The following is a 16,228-nucleotide window of genomic DNA, read 5'->3' as shown; positions in this document are numbered from 1 at the left end:
GGACTCTGCTCCTTGACCCGATATACAAGTTGCAGTTGCCTCCATTACCCGCCAGGAGTCCAACCCGTGCCACAGCCTCGCCGACGTCTGCGCGCCCTCGCGCTCACGCCCCTCATCACCGCCGCACTTGTCATTGGTGGCCTTGCGCCCGCCGCACACGCCGCGCCCGAGCCCTGGTCTGCGGCGGGTCCCGGCTCAGTGACGCTGGTGTCAGATGGCGTGGGCGCCCCGGCACAGTTCAGCTACGACGGCGGAACGGCATTCAATGGCACGTGGACATTCTCGTCGACCGCGCCGGTGACCGGCACCGTGACGGTGCCCTACACCTGGAATGGGATCCATTCCTGGTTCGCGGCCCGCGCCAGCCTCTCCGCATTCGACGACGACGGCTCGACTGTGCTCGTAAACCAGGGCGCGTCTGACAGCTTCGGCTTCTCCGGGTCGCACACCTTCACCGTCACGGCGGGAGAGACCTACGGGTTTCGCGTTGGCGGCTCCCACGCGGACAGCGCACTCATTCTCAGGGGAACGTTCACGCTCGGCGCGCTCCAGGTGACGCAGGCAGACACGATCACGTTCGTAGCTCCTACCGGAGTGACGATGACGAGTGATGTGGTGTTGTCGGCGACCGCGGCGTCGGCCCTGCCCGTCACGTTCCAGAGCCTCACGCCCGGCACATGTGCGGTGACGGGATCCGACCTGAGTCCCGTCGCGGCGGGTGCCTGCACGATCGAGGCGACCACAGCGGGTGACGCTACCTACCTCGCCTCGTCGGCAACGGCATCCTTCGCCATCGCGCTCGCGGCCGACACTATTGCGGCGCCCCCGACGACTGAGGCCGAGGTCGGCAAGAGCCTGACTCTCGCCTCCACAACCGCGGGTGGCGTAGCCATCACACACTCCAGTCTTACGCCGTCGCTGTGCACCGTCGATTCGGCAACCATTGCGTTCACGGGTGTCGGGGAGTGCCGTATCGCGGCAGAATCGGCGGGCAATGCCACGTTCGAGGCGGCCACGGGCGTTCTGGTCTTCGCGGTTTCTGCGGCACCGGTGGTTGCTGGCCCCGTCGACCCAGTCGAGCCGGAGGAGCTCGCCCAGCTCCCGGTGACGGGCGCGGAGGTCATTGGGTGGGGCGCGGCCGCCTCGCTACTCCTGGCGATAGGTCTTGGGCTGATGGGAGTGCAGCGAACGGTACGGCGCACGCGCCCTTAGGTCTCCGCTGCACCAAGGTCTCGGGTGCTCGGTCTCGGCACCGAGCTCAGCGATTAGAGCGAATGCTCGGAGCACGCCGCCTCATCGGCGTGCGTATCGCACACCACCAGTTGGGTGCGGCACGACAGCTCGTGACAGTTCTCCATGCGACTCGTCGGGGCGTCGCAGCGGTGGCAGCGGCCGACGGTGGCCGCAGCATCCGTGAATTGCACGGCCTTGCGCTGGTCGAAGACGTAGAGCGAGCCCTCCCAGAGGCCTGAGTCGCCGAAAGCCTCGCCGTAGCGGACGATGCCGCCGTCGAGCTGGTACACCTCGGTGAAGCCACGCTTCACCATGAGGCTCGAGAGCACCTCGCAACGGATGCCGCCAGTGCAGTAGGTAACGACCGGCTGGTCCTTGAGGTGGTCGTACTTGCCGCTGTCGAGTTCGGCGACGAAGTCGCGGGTGGTTGCGACATCCGGAACCACCGCATCCTTGAAGCGACCGATCTCGGCCTCGAAGGCGTTGCGCCCGTCGAAGAAGGTGACCTGCTTCTGTTCCACCAGCTCGTGCAGCCGCTCGGGGCTCAGGTGCTGTCCGCCGCCAACAACGCCGTGCTGGTCGACCGCGAGCTCATCCGGGGCGCCGAAGCTCACGAGCTCCTCACGCACCCGCACGCTCAGCCGGGGAAAGTCGTTGCCGGTGCCCTCGCTCCACTTGAAGTCGATCCCCTTGAAAGGCGCATACTCGCGGGTCTTGCGCACGTAGCGCTTCACGTCATCGAGCTCGCCACCGACCGTGCCGTTGATGCCGTGGGGCGAGACCAGGATGCGACCGCCCAGGCCGAGTGACTCGCACAGGTCGCGCTGCCATAGCCGGATCGCCTCGGGATCGGCGAGAGGGGTGAAGCAGTAGTAGAGCAGGATCTTCGGCACAGACACCGCACAAGCCTACGCGGGCGTTGTTGAACTCCCACAGTCAAATGGCCGCCCTGCGGTAGCTGTCGTTACCCTGACTCGGTGAACGTGATCTGGCGCACCCTCATCCACCTCCTGCGCGCACGGCGGATGTCGCGCGTGGGCGTCTTCGACGTCGTGACCTCGAAGTTCCGTGTGCTGCCGACCGACCTCGACATCAACCTGCACATGAACAACGGGCGTTACCTGTCGATCGCCGACATCGCCCGCTTCGAGATGCTGCAGCGCACGGGGCTCTGGAAGGTGCTCATGTCGCGCGGCTGGTATCCCGTCGTGCAGTCCTCGACCATCACGCATCGCTTGTCGCTAGAGCCGTGGCAGAAGTTCACGATCGAGAGCCGCATCATGGGCTTCGACGAGAAGTCGGTCTACCTTGAGCACCGCTTCGTCGTGAAGGGTGAACTTGCGGGCCGTCTGGTGCTGCGCGGACGCTTCCTCAAGCGCAGCGGCGGCTCCGTGCCGCTCGCCGAGATCTCCGAGGCGGTCGGGGTGGACGTGTCGCAGCACCACCTGCCCGAATGGGTGGGGCGTTGGGCCGACGATGTCACGCTGCCGTCCCGGCGCGAGCCAACGCCGAGCGTCTGGGAGGACTAGGGCTACTCGCTCGCTTCGTCCGACTCCAGGTCGGGGTCGGGGAGGTTTCCCGGCTGCTCCGGGTTGCCGTCGTTGGGGATCAACTCGTCGTCGTGAATCTCGCTGCGCTCAGCGGCGAACAACTCATCGGCCGCGCGGTTGGATTCCTCACTCGCCTTGGGGTCCCACGCGGCGGGGCCGCCCTGGTTTGCAAACGGGTCGAAACTCATGAGCACGAGTTAACCAGCAGGTGCATACGACGTAAAGGCGTGGCATCCGTCGCTCAGCGCACCCACAGCATGCGAGGGCGCGGCGGGCAACCATTCACAGGATGCCCGCAGTAGCCTTTGGGCCATGCCGTCCGCGTCGCAGACCCCCGCTCGCGCAGCCGACCTCACCGATTCCGTCATCGCGACCGTGCGCGAGTGGCTCGCCCCGCCCGCCGATGGGATGCGGCGCCCTCGACTGTCGCGAAGCGCCTGGAAGACGGCGGACATCGTCCGCGACGCCGAGGGACTCGAGTTCGCGACCCAATTCATCGAGCTCGTGATCTGTGCCGCAGACGAGGGCGCCGCCGCGCGCAACCTCGAGCGGCTCTCCCGCCAGATGCCGCCGGACCTTCCCGCCGGGCTCCGCGTGCTCGTGCAGCTCGCGGGCGGCTTCTCGCTGCTCTCGCCGAGGGCGCTCGTGCCGATCGTGCGGGCGAGCTTCAGGCGTTCGATGCGCGAGTTTGTCGTCGACGCGCCGGAGCTGGGCGAGCGCATCCGAGACCTGTGGGAACGCGGCATCCGTGTCGATGTAGCCCCATTCGGGAATGCCGTGCTCGGCGGAACTTCGGCCGATCGCCGACTCGCCTCCGTCACGGAACTGCTCGCGCGCGCCGAGGTGGAGAGCGTCTCGGTGAGGCTCGCGGACCTTGTCGGCCCCCACCACCCTTGGGCGCACGACGAGGCGGTCGAGCGGGCGATCGACCGGCTGGAGCCGCTCTACGAGGCCGCCGCTGCCGCCGCGACCCCCAAGCGCATCACGCTCGAGATGGGCGGCCGCAGTGAGGTCGACTACACGCTTGACGTGTTCACGGGACTGCTCTCGCGGCCGTCGCTCAGCACCTATGAGGGCGGCATCACCCTTCCGGCGAACCTGCCGGACTCCCTGTCGCTCCTGCAGGGCGTCGCCGCGTGGGCGCGCGAACGCCGAGCGCAAGGTGGCGCGTCCACCCGTGTTCGCCTCGTCAAGGGCGTGCCGCAGCCGGGAGCCCTGCCGAGCAGGGAAGCGACGGATGCGCAGGTCAAGCGGATGCTGGACTGGGCACTTCGCACAGATCGCTCGGAATCGTTGTCTGTCGTGATGGCCAGCAACAACCTCTTCGAGTTGGCCTTCGCGCGGGAGCTGGCGGAGCGCCGCGGGGTCGCCTCGCGGCTTGAGATCGAGATGCATCTGGGCGCAACGCCCTACGCGGAGGCGGTGCTCGCTTCCGGTGCGACCGTCACGGCATACGCGCCCGTCGTCGACGATGTGGCCTATGGCGGCGTCGCCTGGTACCTGCTCGAGCGGCTCCGCGAGCAGGCTGATCCCGCCAGCTTTAGGTCGGCGATGCCCGCGCTCGCCGAGGACGAGGCACTGTTCGAGCGCGAGGCGGCGCGATTCCGGGCATCGCTCGATGCCATGGAGCAAGCACTGCCGGAGCACACCCCGCACACCTCTCTCGGGGACGCGCCCGCTCTGGTCGACCCCGCCACGCCGGAGGGGCGGCAGTGGGCGCGCGACGTGCTCACCCGGGCGCGCGACGACGCCCTCGAGTCGTTCGAGATCATGCGCGACGTCGAGGCGCTTGACGCACTCATTGCCGAGTCGGTCGCAGCGGGCGAGGAGTGGGGTGCCCGGGCATCCGCCGCCGAGCGCGTCGAGGCCGTCAGCGCCTTCGCGGACGCCCTCGAGATCATGCGAGGACAGCTCGTCGCGACCCTCGTGCGCGAAACCGGGATGACGATCGCCGAAGCCGACCAGGAGATCGTGCGCGCCGTCGCCTTCACACGCAGGCTCGTGCGGGAACACGATGCCGTCGCGGCCATCGACAACGCCGAGTTCGCCCCGGCCGCGGCCGTGCTGCTGGCCCCCAGTTGGACGGCACCCGCGAGCGACATCGCCGACGGTATCGCCGCCGCCCTGCTCGCCGGGAGCGCCGTCGTCGTGCAACCCGCCCACCAGGCGAGGCACAGCGCCGCGGCCGTCGTGCGGGCAGCGCACGAGTCGGGCATCGAGCCCGGACTCGTGACGCTCGTCGTGCCCGAGGATCCCGCCGTCGCCCGGCGGGCCCTCTCGCACCCCGAGGTCGAGCAGGTGATGTTTTCAGGGGATCGCGACACCGCACGGCTTCTGCGGTCGTGGCGGCCCGAACGGCCCCCGCTCGGTGAGGTGCGGGGAGTGGCATCCGTCATCGTCGCCGCGAGTGCCGACATCGACGCCGCCGCCCGTGACATCGTCACGGGGGCGTTCCACCACGCGGGGCAGCACCCGGAGGGTGCACGCCTCGTGATCCTCGTTGGCGGCATGGGGGAGTCGAAGGAGCTGCGCAGTCGCATTGCGGATGCGGTGCGTTCGCGGCATCCCGCCTCGTCCCTCGAGGCCTCGGCGAGGCTCGGGCCGCTCATCGGACCACCGCCAGAGCGCGTGCGCCGCCTGCTCTCCCTCGCGGGCGACGGCGAGAGCTGGCTGGTCGAACCCGAGGCCCTCGATGACCGGCTCACCCTGTGGCGGCCGGGTGTGCGCGACGGCGTGGAATCGGAGGTTGCGGCGCAGCGCACCGTCGACGCCCCCGCCCTCGTGCTCACGAGCGTCCCCGACCTGCAGGCGGCCATCCGACTGCAGAACCAACTGCAGGGCGAGACGGCCGGCATCCACACGCTCGACGTCGATGAGCTTGCGGCGTGGCTCGACTCGGTGGACTGTGGCTCGCTGCATGTGAACAAGGCCACGGTTGGGCATCCGCTCGACTCGCTGCAGTGCGGCGGATGGCGCGGGGCCGGTGCACCTCGTGGCAGCGCCGAGCGCATCATGGCCCTCGGCGAGTGGGTTCCCAAGTTCAGTGAGCCGCAGCAGAGCGTGCGACTCGAGGGCATCGGCGACACGGTGCGCACGCTCATCGAGGCCGCGCAGCCGAACATGAAGTTCCTCGAGTTCGACCTCGTGCGCGCCGGCGCGGTGAGCGACGAACGCGCGTGGATCGAGCGCTATCGCGACGCGCGGGAGGAGAGCGGGGCATCCGGAATCCGCACAGTCGTGCGCTACCTGCCCGTGGAGACGACTGTGCGCCTCTCCGACGGTGTCTCGCCCGCACAACTCGTGCGCGTGCTCGCGGCGGCCACGCGCGCGGGGGCGCGCGTGCACATCAGCACCGCGCAGCCGCTGCCCGAGCGACTCGTGCAGCTCTTCGCGCACCCGCTGTCGCCGCTCCGCGTCAGCGAGGTGCTCATCGAGAGCGACACGCGCTGGCACGCCCGCCTGCAATCGGGCGAGGTGACGACCCCGCACATTCGGCTGCTCGGAGGCGACCCCGCGGTGCTGGCCACAGTGCTCTCGCTTCGGCCGGATGTCGCGCTCTACGCCGCACCCGTCACGACGTCTGGGCGGCTCGAGCTGCTGCCGTTCCTGCGCGCCCAGGTCGTGAGCATGGCGGCGGAGCGCCATGGTCGCCCCGACCCGATGGTGGCGCAGATCGAGTTCTGAGCTTCCTCGTGCTCTGAGTTTCTTCGTGCTCCGAGCTTCCTCGTGCTCTGGCTTTCCTCGAGTGCAGAGGCCTCCGTGAGTGGCCAAACTTTGCGCCAAGGCTCGTCATTTGGGCGAAACTTTGGCCACTCACGCGTCACGTGGCTTGCTAGTGTCGCTCACGTATGGACGCCCTCGACCCGTCCGCGGATGCGGCTCGCTGCCGGCTATCTGCGAGCGAGCGGATGACCGGCGCTTCGATGAGCGGCCAAACATTGCGCCAAGAGTCCTCCCTTAGGCGAAACTTTGGCCACTCGCGCGTGAAACCGGGCGGGCTCAGGCAGCTGGGACGGGGACCTTCACCAGTTCCGGGTGGTGGATCGCCGCGACATCCGGGTGGGCCCGCAGCCGGCTCTTGAGTGCGTTCTCGCCGTAGGTGGCGTAGAGGGGCTCGCCATGGGCATCAGGAGTCACACCCTTGGCGCGAGCGGCAAGCTCGGGCGGAAGCGGGATCGTCGGGATGGTGGCGTCGAGCGCGGGGGCGTAGAAGTAGGGAATCGAGATGCGGTCCTCGCCCGCCTTGGGTGAAATGACGCGGTGGATGGTCGCGCGCAGGTAGCCGCCTGTCGCGACCTCGAGCAGCTCGCCGATGTTGACGACGAAGGTGTAGGGAATCGGCGGGGCGTCGATCCACTCGCCGTCCTTCTCGACCTGCAGGCCGGCCTTGCCTTCCTCGACGTAGAGGAGCGTGAGCACGCCGAAGTCCTTGTGGGCGCCGACACCCTGCTGCGGCGTCGGGTCCTCCTTGCCCGGGTAGCGGACGATCTTGATGAGCGTCGAGGGGTCGTGCGCGAATGCCGCGTCGAAGGTGTCGGGGTCGGCGCCGAGTGACTCGGCCCACGCCCGCATCAGCGTGATGGCGACCTTGTTCATGTTCGCCTCCCACTCGCTCACGACGTCGCGGAGCTCGGGGAGGGCGCTCGGCCACATGTTGGGGCCCTCGAGTGTCCAGTAGGGGGCGACCCCCTCGCGCTTCTCCACGGCGGCGCGCTCGGGGCCGATGTCGATCTGCTCGCGCCAGTCGACCTTGCCCTGCGTGCGCTCTCCACCGACGCGCGTGTATCCGCGGAAGTGCCGGCTCTTGACGTTCTCGATCTCGAGCTTGTCGACCTCGGGCAGGTCGAAGAAGCGGCGGGCTGTGCCGATCATCCCGTCGAAGAGCTCCTGCGGGATGCCGTGGCCGGTCAGGTAGAAGAAGCCGTAGTCGTGCGTCGCCTCGCGCAGGTCGCGGCGGAAGGCGGCCGCCTCCTCTTCGCCCTGCTGGAGGCGCGAGAGGTCGAGCGTTGGGAGTGTTGCCGAGGTCATTGTTCAGTTGTAGCAATTCGTCACGCCTTGGCGCGCCTCAAATCGTGACAGCGTTTTCGCGGTATCTCGGTGAAAAGCTCGCTATTCTTAACCTTCCTGTTTTGAAACATGGAGGTTATGAATGCCAAAGGCCGATCTGGACGCGGTATTCGCGGCGCTCGCCGACCCTACACGACGCGCCATCCTGGGGCTCCTGCGCGACGACGACGCCACAGTCGGGCAGCTCGCGCACCACTTCCCGCTCAGCCAGCCGGCCATCTCGCGCCACCTCCGCGTGCTCGAATCGGCCGGCCTCATCCATCGTCGGCCGGTCGGCACCGCGACCATCAGTTCCCTGCGAGCCGACCCCCTCGAAGACGCCGCCCGATGGCTCCTCGAGTACGGCGAGTTCTGGGAGCGCCGCTACGAACCCGTCGAGCCGCTGCTGGAGAACTTCACGACCGATGACGGCTGGATCATCTGAGCCGGTTGTTCAGTCGCGGGCCCGTTCGATGAGCCGCGACAGCACGATCGAGCTGCGCGTGTGGTCGACGTTCGGCGCATCGCGCACCTTCTCGATCGCGACCTCGAGGCTGTGGATGTCGCGGCTCCTCATGTGCAGCATGGCATCGGCGCTGCCGCTCACCGTGCCGGCGCCGACGACCTCCGGGATGTCGGAGAGCATCCGTCGCAGCTCGGCGGGTGCAACCGTTCCCCGGCAGAACAGCTCGACGTAGGCCTCGGTGCCCAGGCCGTCGACGGCGGGGTCGACCTGGATCGTGAAGCTGCGGATGACGCCGTCGGCGACGAGCCTGTCGACGCGTCGCTTGACGGCGGATGCCGACAGCCCGATGCGCTCGCCGATGTCGCCGTAACCGGCCCGAGCGTTCTTGCGGAGCAGTGCGAGGATGCCGTGGTCGAGGTTGTCCATAGCGGCACTCTACGGGGAAATTTTGCAAAGCAACGGGTCAGTGCAGCGATTTCGTGCGCAGATTCACGAAATCATGCCCGCAACCGCTGTGACACTGGAGGCATGACCCTCACCGACACTGCTGCCGTGCCCGTACACCGGGCCGCTTCGGCGCGCACCGTGCTCATGTGCCGACCCGATCACTTCACGGTGAGCTACCGCATCAACCCGTGGATGCACCCCGCGAACCCCACCGACACGAGCCTCGCCGTGCGGCAGTGGGAGACGCTCCGCTCGGCCTACGTCGACCTCGGCTTCGACGTGCACCTCGTCGACCCCATCGCTGGGCTTCCCGACATGGTCTACGCCGCCAATGGTGGTTTTGTGCTCGATGGCATCGCCTACGGGGCACGCTTCACGCATCCGGAGCGCGCGCCGGAGGGGCCCGCCTACATGGACTGGTTCGAGCGCGCGGGCTTCGCCGTGCACGTGCCGGAGGAGATCAACGAGGGCGAGGGTGACTTCCTGCTCGCGGGCGAGGTCATCCTTGCCGGCTCGGGATTCCGCAGCAGCACCGCCAGCCAGGCCGAACTGGCGCGGGTATTCGGCCGGGAGGTCGTGGGGCTCGAACTCGTGAACCCCAGCTACTACCACCTCGACACGGCGCTCGCCGTGCTCGACCCCGAGCCAGCACCCGGCACCGAAGCGACCATCGCCTACCTGCCCTCCGCGTTCAGCGAGGCGAGCCAAGGGGAGCTGCGCGAACGGTTCCCCAACGCCATCGTCGTCACCGAGGCGGATGCCGCGGTGCTGGGGCTCAACTGCTTCAGCGACGGGCGTACGGTGGTCGTGGCATCCCGAGCCCTCGGCTATGCCCGGCAGCTGCGGGAGCGAGGCTACGAGACCATCGGCGTGGACCTGTCGGAGTTGCTGCTCGGGGGAGGAGGAGTCAAATGCTGCACACTGGAGCTTCGCCGATGAGCGTGGCGCAGGGCATCCGATCACGTGAGGCCATCGAGGCCGAGAGCACCCACTCACCGCACAACTACCATCCCCTGCCGGTGGTCGTCGCCTCGGGCGAGGGTGCCTGGGTGACGGATGTCGACGGCCGCCGCTACCTCGACTGCCTCGCCGCATACTCGGCCGTGAACTTCGGCCACTCCAATGAGCGGCTGCTCGCGGTGGCCCGCGAGCAGCTCGACCGCATCACGCTCACGAGTCGCGCCTTCCACAACGACCGGCTCGGCACCTTCGTGACGGAGCTCGCCGCGCTCGCCGGCAAGGACATGGTGCTGCCCATGAACACGGGCGCGGAGGCGGTCGAGTCGGGCATCAAGGTCGCTCGGGCGTGGGGCTACCGGGTCAAGGGGGTCACCCCTGATCGAGCCAACATCGTGGTCATGTCGGGCAACTTCCACGGGCGCACGACGACGATCGTGAGCTTCAGCGACGATGCGGATGCCCGCCAGGACTTCGGCCCCTTCACGCCGGGATTCCGCACTGCGCCCTACGGTGACGCGGCCGCCGCGGCGCGGCTGATGGACGCCGACACGGTCGCCGTTCTGGTCGAGCCCATCCAGGGGGAGGCTGGCGTGTTGGTGCCGCCGGCCGACTTCCTCCCGGCGCTGCGAGAGCTGTGCACGGCCGAGCGCGTGCTGCTGATCGCCGATGAGATCCAGTCCGGCCTCGGCCGCACCGGCGCGACCTTCGCGTGTGACCTCGTGGGGGTCGTGCCCGACCTCTACCTGCTCGGCAAGGCGCTCGGCGGTGGCATTGTCCCCGTCTCGGCCGTCGTCGGCGATGCCGACATCCTCGGCGTGCTGTCGCCCGGCCAGCACGGTTCGACTTTCGGGGGCAACCCCCTCGCCGCCGCGGTCGGCACCGAGGTGGTGCGGATGCTCGCAGAAGGCGAACCACAGGAACGAGCCCGCACACTCGGGGCTCGCCTCCACGAGCGACTTGGGGCCCTCAAGGGCCGCGGGGTGCTCGAGGTGCGCGGCGCGGGACTGTGGGCCGGCATCGACATCGACCCCCGACTCGGCACTGGGCGCCGGGTGTGCGAGTTGCTCATGGAGCGCGGTGTGCTCGCCAAGGACACGCACGGCTCGACCGTTCGACTCGCGCCACCGATCGTGATCGAGGCCGCCGACCTCGACTGGGCTGTTGACAAACTGGAGGGAGTGCTCGCGCAACTGGCATAGTCTCCTGTCTTCTGCCCCGATCTGCACACCCGCAAACACCCGTACCACCGCTCCGCCACGAATCTTCTGAAAGCGGCGACCGGATGCGTTGCCTACTATTCGAAGCAGGCGCCGGTCGGCAACAGCGCAGGAGGAGGCACGGTGGTCACATTCGGTGTGGAAGAGGAGTACTGCTTCATCGACTCCGACACCCTGCAGCCGCGCGACGTGAGTCCCGCCGTCTACAGAGCCCTCCGCGTGGAGCGGGTGGAGAGCAAGAACGTGCAGCGCGAGTTTCTGCTGAGCCAACTCGAGCGGCCCAGCCCGGTCTTCGAGACACTGCAGCAGGCACTCGGTGACCTGCAGGCGTTCCGCGGGCGGCTGCGCGAGGCCGCGGCATCCGTCGGCGTGGTGCCGTGCGCGAGCGGCACGTTTCCCTCGCTCGATGGCGGCAGCGTCGTCACCGACAAGCCCCGCTACCACCGTGTCTACGAAGAATACGGCCAGGTCGGCCGCGACTACTACTTCAACGGCCTGCACGTGCACGTGCACATCGATGACCGCGAGAGCGGGGTGCGGGCGCTGAACGGCCTTCGCCGCTGGATGCCACTGCTCACCGCCCTCGGAGCCAACTCGCCGTTCTGGAACGGTGCCGATACGGGCTTCGCCAGCTGGCGCACGATCCAGCTGCAGCGCTGGACCACGCGCGGCACGCCACCGCGGTTCGCGGATTCCGCCGACTATGACCGCAGGATCGAACGGTTGGTCGGCGTGGGTGGCACCTTCGACGACGCACTCGTCATGTGGAACATCCGCCTCTCCAACCACCTGCCGACGATCGAGATCCGCACGCCAGACGTGCAGCTTGAGGCGTGGCACACCGTGCTGCTCGCGGCGCTCACCCGGGCCCTCGTCGCGACCGCCCTCGCAGGTGAGGGCGAGGCCGAGGAGCTCGACGCCGAACTGATCGATGCGGCGCTGTGGCTCTCTGCCCGTGACGGCATCGCCGACCAGCTTGTGCACCCGCTCACAGGCGGGGTCGTGCCCGCTCGCGAGGCAGTCGACGCGCTCGTCGACCACGTGCGGGGCGCGCTGGAGGAGGCCGGCGACCTCGCGCTGGTGGAGGAGTGGGTCGACCGGATCTTTGAGGAAGGCACGGGAGCTGCGCGGCAGCTGGACGCCTACGAGCGTGGGGGGCGACCTTCACTCGCCGCGCTCTACCGCAACTCCATCGCGCCGGAGCCAGCGCATCCGACCTCCACCGTCAGCGACGCTGGTTCGTCGTCTCGATAACCGCGATCTCGGTCGTCGCCGCCTCGACGGCGCTCTCGCCGGGCTCCTCGTCGACGCGACCGTCGCCCGTGAAGTGCAGGCCAAGCCGGCGGCGACCCGAAGCGCGGTAGGTGACGCGCATCCCGCGCACCCGGATCAGCCACGCGAGCCCGATGATGGCCGCCGACAGGCCGGCGATCGCCGCGACAGCGAGACCCCAACGCGGGCCGAGGTGATTGGTGACCCAGCCGACGATGGGTGCACCGATCGGCGTGCCGCCCATCATGACCGCCATGTAGAGGGCCATGACGCGGCCGCGCATGACCGGCTCGGTCGTGGTCTGCACGTAGGCGTTCGCGCTCGTCATGAACGTCAGCGAGCAGGCGCCGACGAGCACGAGCGAGATCGCGAACGTCAGATAGCTGGGCATGAGGGATGCCGTGAGGCACGCGAAGCCGAACGCGGCGGCCGCCGCGACCGCGAGTCCGACGCGTGCCCGCTCCCGGCGGGCGGCGAGGAGAGCGCCCGCGACCGAACCGATCGCCATGATCGAGGAGAGCGCGCCGTACTCGCTCGCGCCTAGCCCGAACTCGATCGTCGTCATGGTCGAGGTGTAGATCGCGAAGTTCATGCCGAAGGTGCCGATCAAGAAGACCAAGACCAGCACAAGCATGATGTCGGGCCGCGACCGTACGTAGCGGAAGCCCTCGCGCAACTGTCCCTTGCCCCGCTTCGCCTTCTCGGTCGGCTGGAGTTCCCCGCGGCGCATGAAGAAGAGGGAGGCCAGTACGGCGGCGAACGTCGCCGCGTTGAGCACGAAGACCCACCCGGTGCCGACGATCGCGATCAGGATGCCTGCAACCGCGGGGCCCGCGAGCCGAGCGCTGTGGAACGACAGCGAGTTCAGCGCCACCGCGTTCGGCAGGTACTCGACCGAGACGAGTTCGGAGACGAAGGCCTGGCGTGCCGGGGCGTCGATCGCGGATGCCAGGCCGAGCGCAAAGGCGAAGGCGTAGAGGTGCCACAGCTCGGCGACCCCCGCGAGGACGATGATCGAGAGCCCGACCGCCAGCAGCCCCATGGTCGCCTGGGTCACCATCAGCACCCGGCGCCGGTCGAAACGGTCTGCGATGAGCCCGGACCAGGGCAACAGGAGCAGCTGCGGACCGAGCTGGAGTGCCAGGGTGACGCCGAGCGCGGCGGCGTCGTTGTCGGTGAGCTCGGTGAGCACGATCCAGTCCTGGGCGGTGCGCTGCATCCATGTGCCGACGTTCGACACCAGGGCACCGACGAACCAGAGGCGGTAGTTGAAGATGCTGAAAGAGCGGAACATCGACCTCACAGTTCGGCCAGCTTCCGCAACACGGGCGTCGCCGCTTCGAGGGCGGTCTTCTCCTCGTCGCTGAGGGTTGCGACGCGCTCGCCGAACCAGGCGTCCCGTCGCCGGCGGGTGTCGTCGAGCACGGCGCGGCCGGCATCCGTCAGTTCGATGATGACCTTGCGCCCGTCATCCGGCGACGCGCTTCGGCTGAGGAGCCCGGATGCCTCGAGAAGGTTGACCGTGCGGTTCATGGAAGGGGCGGTGACGCGTTCTTGGGCGCTGAGCTCACCGAGCGTCTGCGGGCCAACGATCTCGAGCGACGCGAGCACGCCGAGCTGGCTCGGGCCGAGGTCGCTCGCGCCGCGCTCCTGCCGCATGCGGCGTGCGAGCTTGGCGATGGCGATGCGAATCTCGGAGTCCATGATTCGTTAGCCTAACAAATTAGTTCGGCTAAGCAGCGCAGGGAATACACTGGGAGCCCCCGAGGAAGCAGGCAGAGTGGTCAAGTTCACGGCGATCCGAAACGAGCGCACCTTCGTCGACGCCCACGGCGTCACCATCCATTTCTACGAGTGGAAGGTCGGCATGCCACGCGGCATCATCCAGATCTCGCACGGACTGGGCGAGCACGCCGCGCGCTACGAGGATGTCGCCCAGGCCTTCGTCGCCGCCGGCTACACCGTCTACGCCGACGACCACCGCGGCCACGGGCAGACCGGCCTGCTGCAGTGGGGCGGCGACCTCAGCAAGATGGGCATGCTCGGGCCGGGCGGCCTCCGCGCCACCATCGAGGGGGTCCGCAGCCTCACCCGACTCATCCGTGGGGAGAACGCCGACGTGCCGCTCGCGATCGTTGGCCACAGTTGGGGATCCCTCCTCGCGCAGATCGTTGTCAACGACCACCCCGACGAATACGACGCCGTCATCCTCACCGGCACCGCCTACCGCACCTTCGCCCACATGAACAGCGGCGACCTCAACAAGCGGCACCGGCACCTCGGCGCGACCGGCAACGAATGGCTCAGCCGTGACCCGGCCATCGCGCAGGCCTTCGCGGACGACCCACTGTGCTTCACCGCATCCGCCATCAAGCAGTTCGGGCTGTGGGACGCGCTCAAACTCCTCGGTCGGCCCCGGCGCAATCTGACGCACGACGTGCCACTCCTTATCCAGGTGGGCGGCGACGACCCCTTCGGCGGCGAACGCAGTGCCGAGCTCCTCGCGGAGTCGTACATCGGCCGCTCCGGGCTCACCGACGTCGAACTCATCGTCTACACGGGTGCCCGCCACGAGGTCTTCAACGAGACCAACCGCGAGGAGGTGCTCGCCGACACGCTCGCGTGGCTCGGCGACCGCCTGCCGGAGCGCGCGGGGGAGTAGCGGCGGCGTTGCGGTCCACGCGCCCGGCGGCTCCCCGACGGGATCCACTCCGGACCTCCCATTTCACAGCGATGCGTCCGTTTGTGTGCGATGCGCCCCGGCAGACTCGCGCATCGCACACAAACGGACGCATCGCTGGTGCGTGTGGCACCTGCTCGTTCCCGGGGACCGGTGCCAGCCGTGTCAGTTCGGTGGGGTCAGTCCCGCGCGGAGCAGCAGTGCACGTAGCGCACGCGGGTCTCGGGCGGTTGCCCAGTTCCAACGGCACATCCTGTAGCCCGCGAGGCGCAGGTCGTCTTCGCGTTCCTTCTCGTCGAGCAGCGCCCGGTGCGGTGTTCGACCCTCGAGGAACCCGGGGTCGGAGTACTTCGCTTCGCCATCGAACTCGCCGATGAGGCGCGCCCACGTCCACGAGAAATCTGCGAAATACCGCTTACCGCTCGCTCCGCGCAGTTCGGCTTGCAACGACGGTGCTGGGATGCCCGCCCGCAACATATTCACCCGGCTGAGGGATTCGCCCGGTAGTTGGGCGCGAGCATCCGCGAAGTTGACAACGAGGCGGGCGCGGACGGTTCCCTGCGCGCGTGGGAGGAGCAACAATTCTCGACGAAGATCGTCCCGCGTCAGGGGTGTTCGCGGAACGCCTGACAGCGGGAACGCCGCGCGGCGAAGCGCAGCATCCGCAGCAACGACCGCCGTGTCGAAGGGTGCTCGCGCGGCGAGGTCGATGACCGTGCGCGCCAGGGAGGTCGCTTGAAGGCCGTCGATTGCTGCGATTTCCAGAGGGCGCGACGAGGTATGACGGATCAGCGATTGAGTCGACCGACCGCCGCCCTGCGGCGGAGCGCTGACGTGGGCGCGGTCCGGCAATCGCCCCACGAGCGGAAGTCGCCAGGCCACTGCCGCAGACTGCTGCGCGAACACGAGCGGCTCGTTTGCCGTCAGTGCGGCCGCGCGCATCACCACGAGGTGCCGCTGTTCTGGGTTGAGCGGCTCCAGCGCCTCGGCCGGGAAGTACGCGCCGGTGAGGACGCGCTCGAGTTCACCGGACTCGCGGCGGCGACGCAGGTGTGCGCGATCTGCGGGGGACCTGAGCTCGCGCGTAAGGACGAAATCGTCGGCCCATTCGGGAAACCGAAACCGTTGCATCCGCTCAGGTTCGTAGTCGAAGCCACCGCGACAGTCGCGTTGCGACGCGAGGTGTGCACTCGTCACGTCGCAGGACGGTGTGAGGGAGACACCCGCCCGTCCCGTCCCCGCGATGCGTCCGTCTGTGCGCGATGCACCCCGCCAGACTCACGCATCACGCACGATCGGACGCATCGCGGGGAAATGCGGGCGACCGGATGCTCGGGCGAGGGCGTGGCGGCGCCGC

At 68.5% G+C, this 16,228-nt stretch carries 15 protein-coding genes; 8 read left to right on the top strand and 7 right to left on the bottom strand.

The window, feature by feature from the left end; genetic code table 11:
* Positions 1 to 66: 66 nt before the first annotated feature.
* Positions 67 to 1,212: a hypothetical protein gene (locus tag FVA74_RS13230; protein ID WP_147722935.1), complete on the top strand. Its 1,146-nt coding sequence runs from the start codon at positions 67 to 69 to the stop codon at positions 1,210 to 1,212.
* A gap of 53 nt (positions 1,213 to 1,265) precedes the next feature.
* Here the strand turns inward: FVA74_RS13230 and FVA74_RS13225 are convergent, their stop codons facing one another.
* A complete protein-coding gene (locus FVA74_RS13225) occupies positions 1,266 to 2,132 on the bottom strand; it encodes a rhodanese-related sulfurtransferase (RefSeq protein ID WP_147722934.1) in 867 nt (288 codons plus the stop codon).
* A 78-nt stretch (positions 2,133 to 2,210) separates the two neighbouring features.
* Between FVA74_RS13225 and FVA74_RS13220 the strand changes: the two genes are divergently transcribed.
* Positions 2,211 to 2,762: a thioesterase family protein gene (locus FVA74_RS13220; RefSeq protein WP_240792252.1), complete on the top strand. Its 552-nt coding sequence runs from the start codon at positions 2,211 to 2,213 to the stop codon at positions 2,760 to 2,762.
* A 2-nt stretch (positions 2,763 to 2,764) separates the two neighbouring features.
* Here FVA74_RS13220 and FVA74_RS13215 read toward each other — a convergent pair whose 3' ends face one another.
* Positions 2,765 to 2,971, bottom strand: a complete 207-nt coding sequence (locus FVA74_RS13215) for a hypothetical protein (RefSeq protein WP_147722933.1) — start codon at positions 2,969 to 2,971, stop codon at positions 2,765 to 2,767.
* A gap of 124 nt (positions 2,972 to 3,095) precedes the next feature.
* On the opposite strand from FVA74_RS13215, the gene FVA74_RS13210 reads away from it, so the two are divergent.
* On the top strand, positions 3,096 to 6,467 hold the full coding sequence (locus FVA74_RS13210; RefSeq protein WP_147722932.1) for a proline dehydrogenase family protein: 3,372 nt from the start codon (positions 3,096 to 3,098) through the stop codon (positions 6,465 to 6,467).
* Positions 6,468 to 6,782: 315 nt separating this feature from the next.
* Here FVA74_RS13210 and FVA74_RS13205 read toward each other — a convergent pair whose 3' ends face one another.
* On the bottom strand, positions 6,783 to 7,811 hold the full coding sequence (locus tag FVA74_RS13205; RefSeq protein ID WP_147722931.1) for an isopenicillin N synthase family oxygenase: 1,029 nt from the start codon (positions 7,809 to 7,811) through the stop codon (positions 6,783 to 6,785).
* A 121-nt stretch (positions 7,812 to 7,932) separates the two neighbouring features.
* Here FVA74_RS13205 and FVA74_RS13200 point away from each other — a divergent pair, with 121 nt between their 5' ends.
* Positions 7,933 to 8,274 carry a helix-turn-helix transcriptional regulator gene (locus FVA74_RS13200; RefSeq protein WP_147722930.1) on the top strand — a complete coding sequence of 114 codons (342 nt, stop codon included), beginning with the start codon at positions 7,933 to 7,935 and terminating at the stop codon, positions 8,272 to 8,274.
* Between the two features lie 9 nt (positions 8,275 to 8,283).
* Here FVA74_RS13200 and FVA74_RS13195 read toward each other — a convergent pair whose 3' ends face one another.
* Positions 8,284 to 8,721 (bottom strand): Lrp/AsnC family transcriptional regulator, encoded by a 438-nt coding sequence (locus tag FVA74_RS13195; RefSeq protein ID WP_147722929.1) that lies wholly within the window; start codon positions 8,719 to 8,721, stop codon positions 8,284 to 8,286.
* A gap of 102 nt (positions 8,722 to 8,823) precedes the next feature.
* Here FVA74_RS13195 and ddaH point away from each other — a divergent pair, with 102 nt between their 5' ends.
* The 3 genes from ddaH to FVA74_RS13180 all read left to right on the top strand — a co-directional run bounded on the left by ddaH (position 8,824) and on the right by FVA74_RS13180 (position 12,173).
* Positions 8,824 to 9,681, top strand: a complete 858-nt coding sequence (gene ddaH / locus FVA74_RS13190) for a dimethylargininase (protein ID WP_147722928.1) — start codon at positions 8,824 to 8,826, stop codon at positions 9,679 to 9,681.
* Complete coding sequence (rocD, locus tag FVA74_RS13185) at positions 9,654 to 10,901, top strand: ornithine--oxo-acid transaminase (RefSeq protein ID WP_168220141.1); 1,248 nt, start codon at positions 9,654 to 9,656, stop codon at positions 10,899 to 10,901. Before ddaH ends, rocD begins: the two co-directional genes overlap by 28 nt.
* A 141-nt stretch (positions 10,902 to 11,042) precedes the next feature.
* Complete coding sequence (locus FVA74_RS13180; RefSeq protein WP_147722927.1) at positions 11,043 to 12,173, top strand: YbdK family carboxylate-amine ligase; 1,131 nt, start codon at positions 11,043 to 11,045, stop codon at positions 12,171 to 12,173.
* Here the strand turns inward: FVA74_RS13180 and FVA74_RS13175 are convergent.
* Together FVA74_RS13175 and FVA74_RS13170 are read right to left on the bottom strand one after the other, a co-directional pair.
* A complete protein-coding gene (locus tag FVA74_RS13175; RefSeq protein WP_147722926.1) occupies positions 12,145 to 13,494 on the bottom strand; it encodes an MFS transporter in 1,350 nt (449 codons plus the stop codon). The two genes, FVA74_RS13180 and FVA74_RS13175, sit on opposite strands and share 29 nt — an antisense overlap.
* Positions 13,491 to 13,895 carry a MarR family winged helix-turn-helix transcriptional regulator gene (locus FVA74_RS13170; protein WP_147722925.1) on the bottom strand — a complete coding sequence of 135 codons (405 nt, stop codon included), beginning with the start codon at positions 13,893 to 13,895 and terminating at the stop codon, positions 13,491 to 13,493. The genes FVA74_RS13175 and FVA74_RS13170 overlap by 4 nt, the downstream gene beginning before the upstream one ends.
* A gap of 76 nt (positions 13,896 to 13,971) precedes the next feature.
* Between FVA74_RS13170 and FVA74_RS13165 the strand changes: the two genes are divergently transcribed.
* On the top strand, positions 13,972 to 14,853 hold the full coding sequence (locus FVA74_RS13165; protein ID WP_240792251.1) for an alpha/beta fold hydrolase: 882 nt from the start codon (positions 13,972 to 13,974) through the stop codon (positions 14,851 to 14,853).
* Positions 14,854 to 15,036: 183 nt separating this feature from the next.
* Here the strand turns inward: FVA74_RS13165 and FVA74_RS13160 are convergent, their stop codons facing one another.
* Complete coding sequence (locus FVA74_RS13160) at positions 15,037 to 16,068, bottom strand: hypothetical protein (RefSeq protein WP_147722924.1); 1,032 nt, start codon at positions 16,066 to 16,068, stop codon at positions 15,037 to 15,039.
* Positions 16,069 to 16,228 lie beyond the last annotated feature (160 nt).

Source organism: Salinibacterium sp. dk2585 (genome assembly GCF_008001035.1).
Classification (GTDB): domain Bacteria; phylum Actinomycetota; class Actinomycetes; order Actinomycetales; family Microbacteriaceae; genus Homoserinimonas.
Note: the sequence above shows the minus strand (reverse complement) of the source record. Positions and strands in the feature narration are given on the sequence as shown.

Bases quoted from the DNA above. Each gene is read 5' to 3' on its own strand.
- FVA74_RS13215 (WP_147722933.1), bottom strand. From the start codon at position 2,971: ATGAGTTTCGACCCGTTTGCAAACCAGGGCGGCCCCGCCGCGTGGGAC.
- FVA74_RS13210 (WP_147722932.1), top strand. From the start codon at position 3,096: ATGCCGTCCGCGTCGCAGACCCCCGCTCGCGCAGCCGACCTCACCGAT.
- FVA74_RS13205 (WP_147722931.1), bottom strand. From the start codon at position 7,811: ATGACCTCGGCAACACTCCCAACGCTCGACCTCTCGCGCCTCCAGCAG.
- FVA74_RS13200 (WP_147722930.1), top strand. From the start codon at position 7,933: ATGCCAAAGGCCGATCTGGACGCGGTATTCGCGGCGCTCGCCGACCCT.
- FVA74_RS13195 (WP_147722929.1), bottom strand. From the start codon at position 8,721: ATGGACAACCTCGACCACGGCATCCTCGCACTGCTCCGCAAGAACGCT.
- ddaH (WP_147722928.1), top strand. From the start codon at position 8,824: ATGACCCTCACCGACACTGCTGCCGTGCCCGTACACCGGGCCGCTTCG.
- rocD (WP_168220141.1), top strand. From the start codon at position 9,654: ATGCTGCACACTGGAGCTTCGCCGATGAGCGTGGCGCAGGGCATCCGA.
- FVA74_RS13170 (WP_147722925.1), bottom strand. From the start codon at position 13,895: ATGGACTCCGAGATTCGCATCGCCATCGCCAAGCTCGCACGCCGCATG.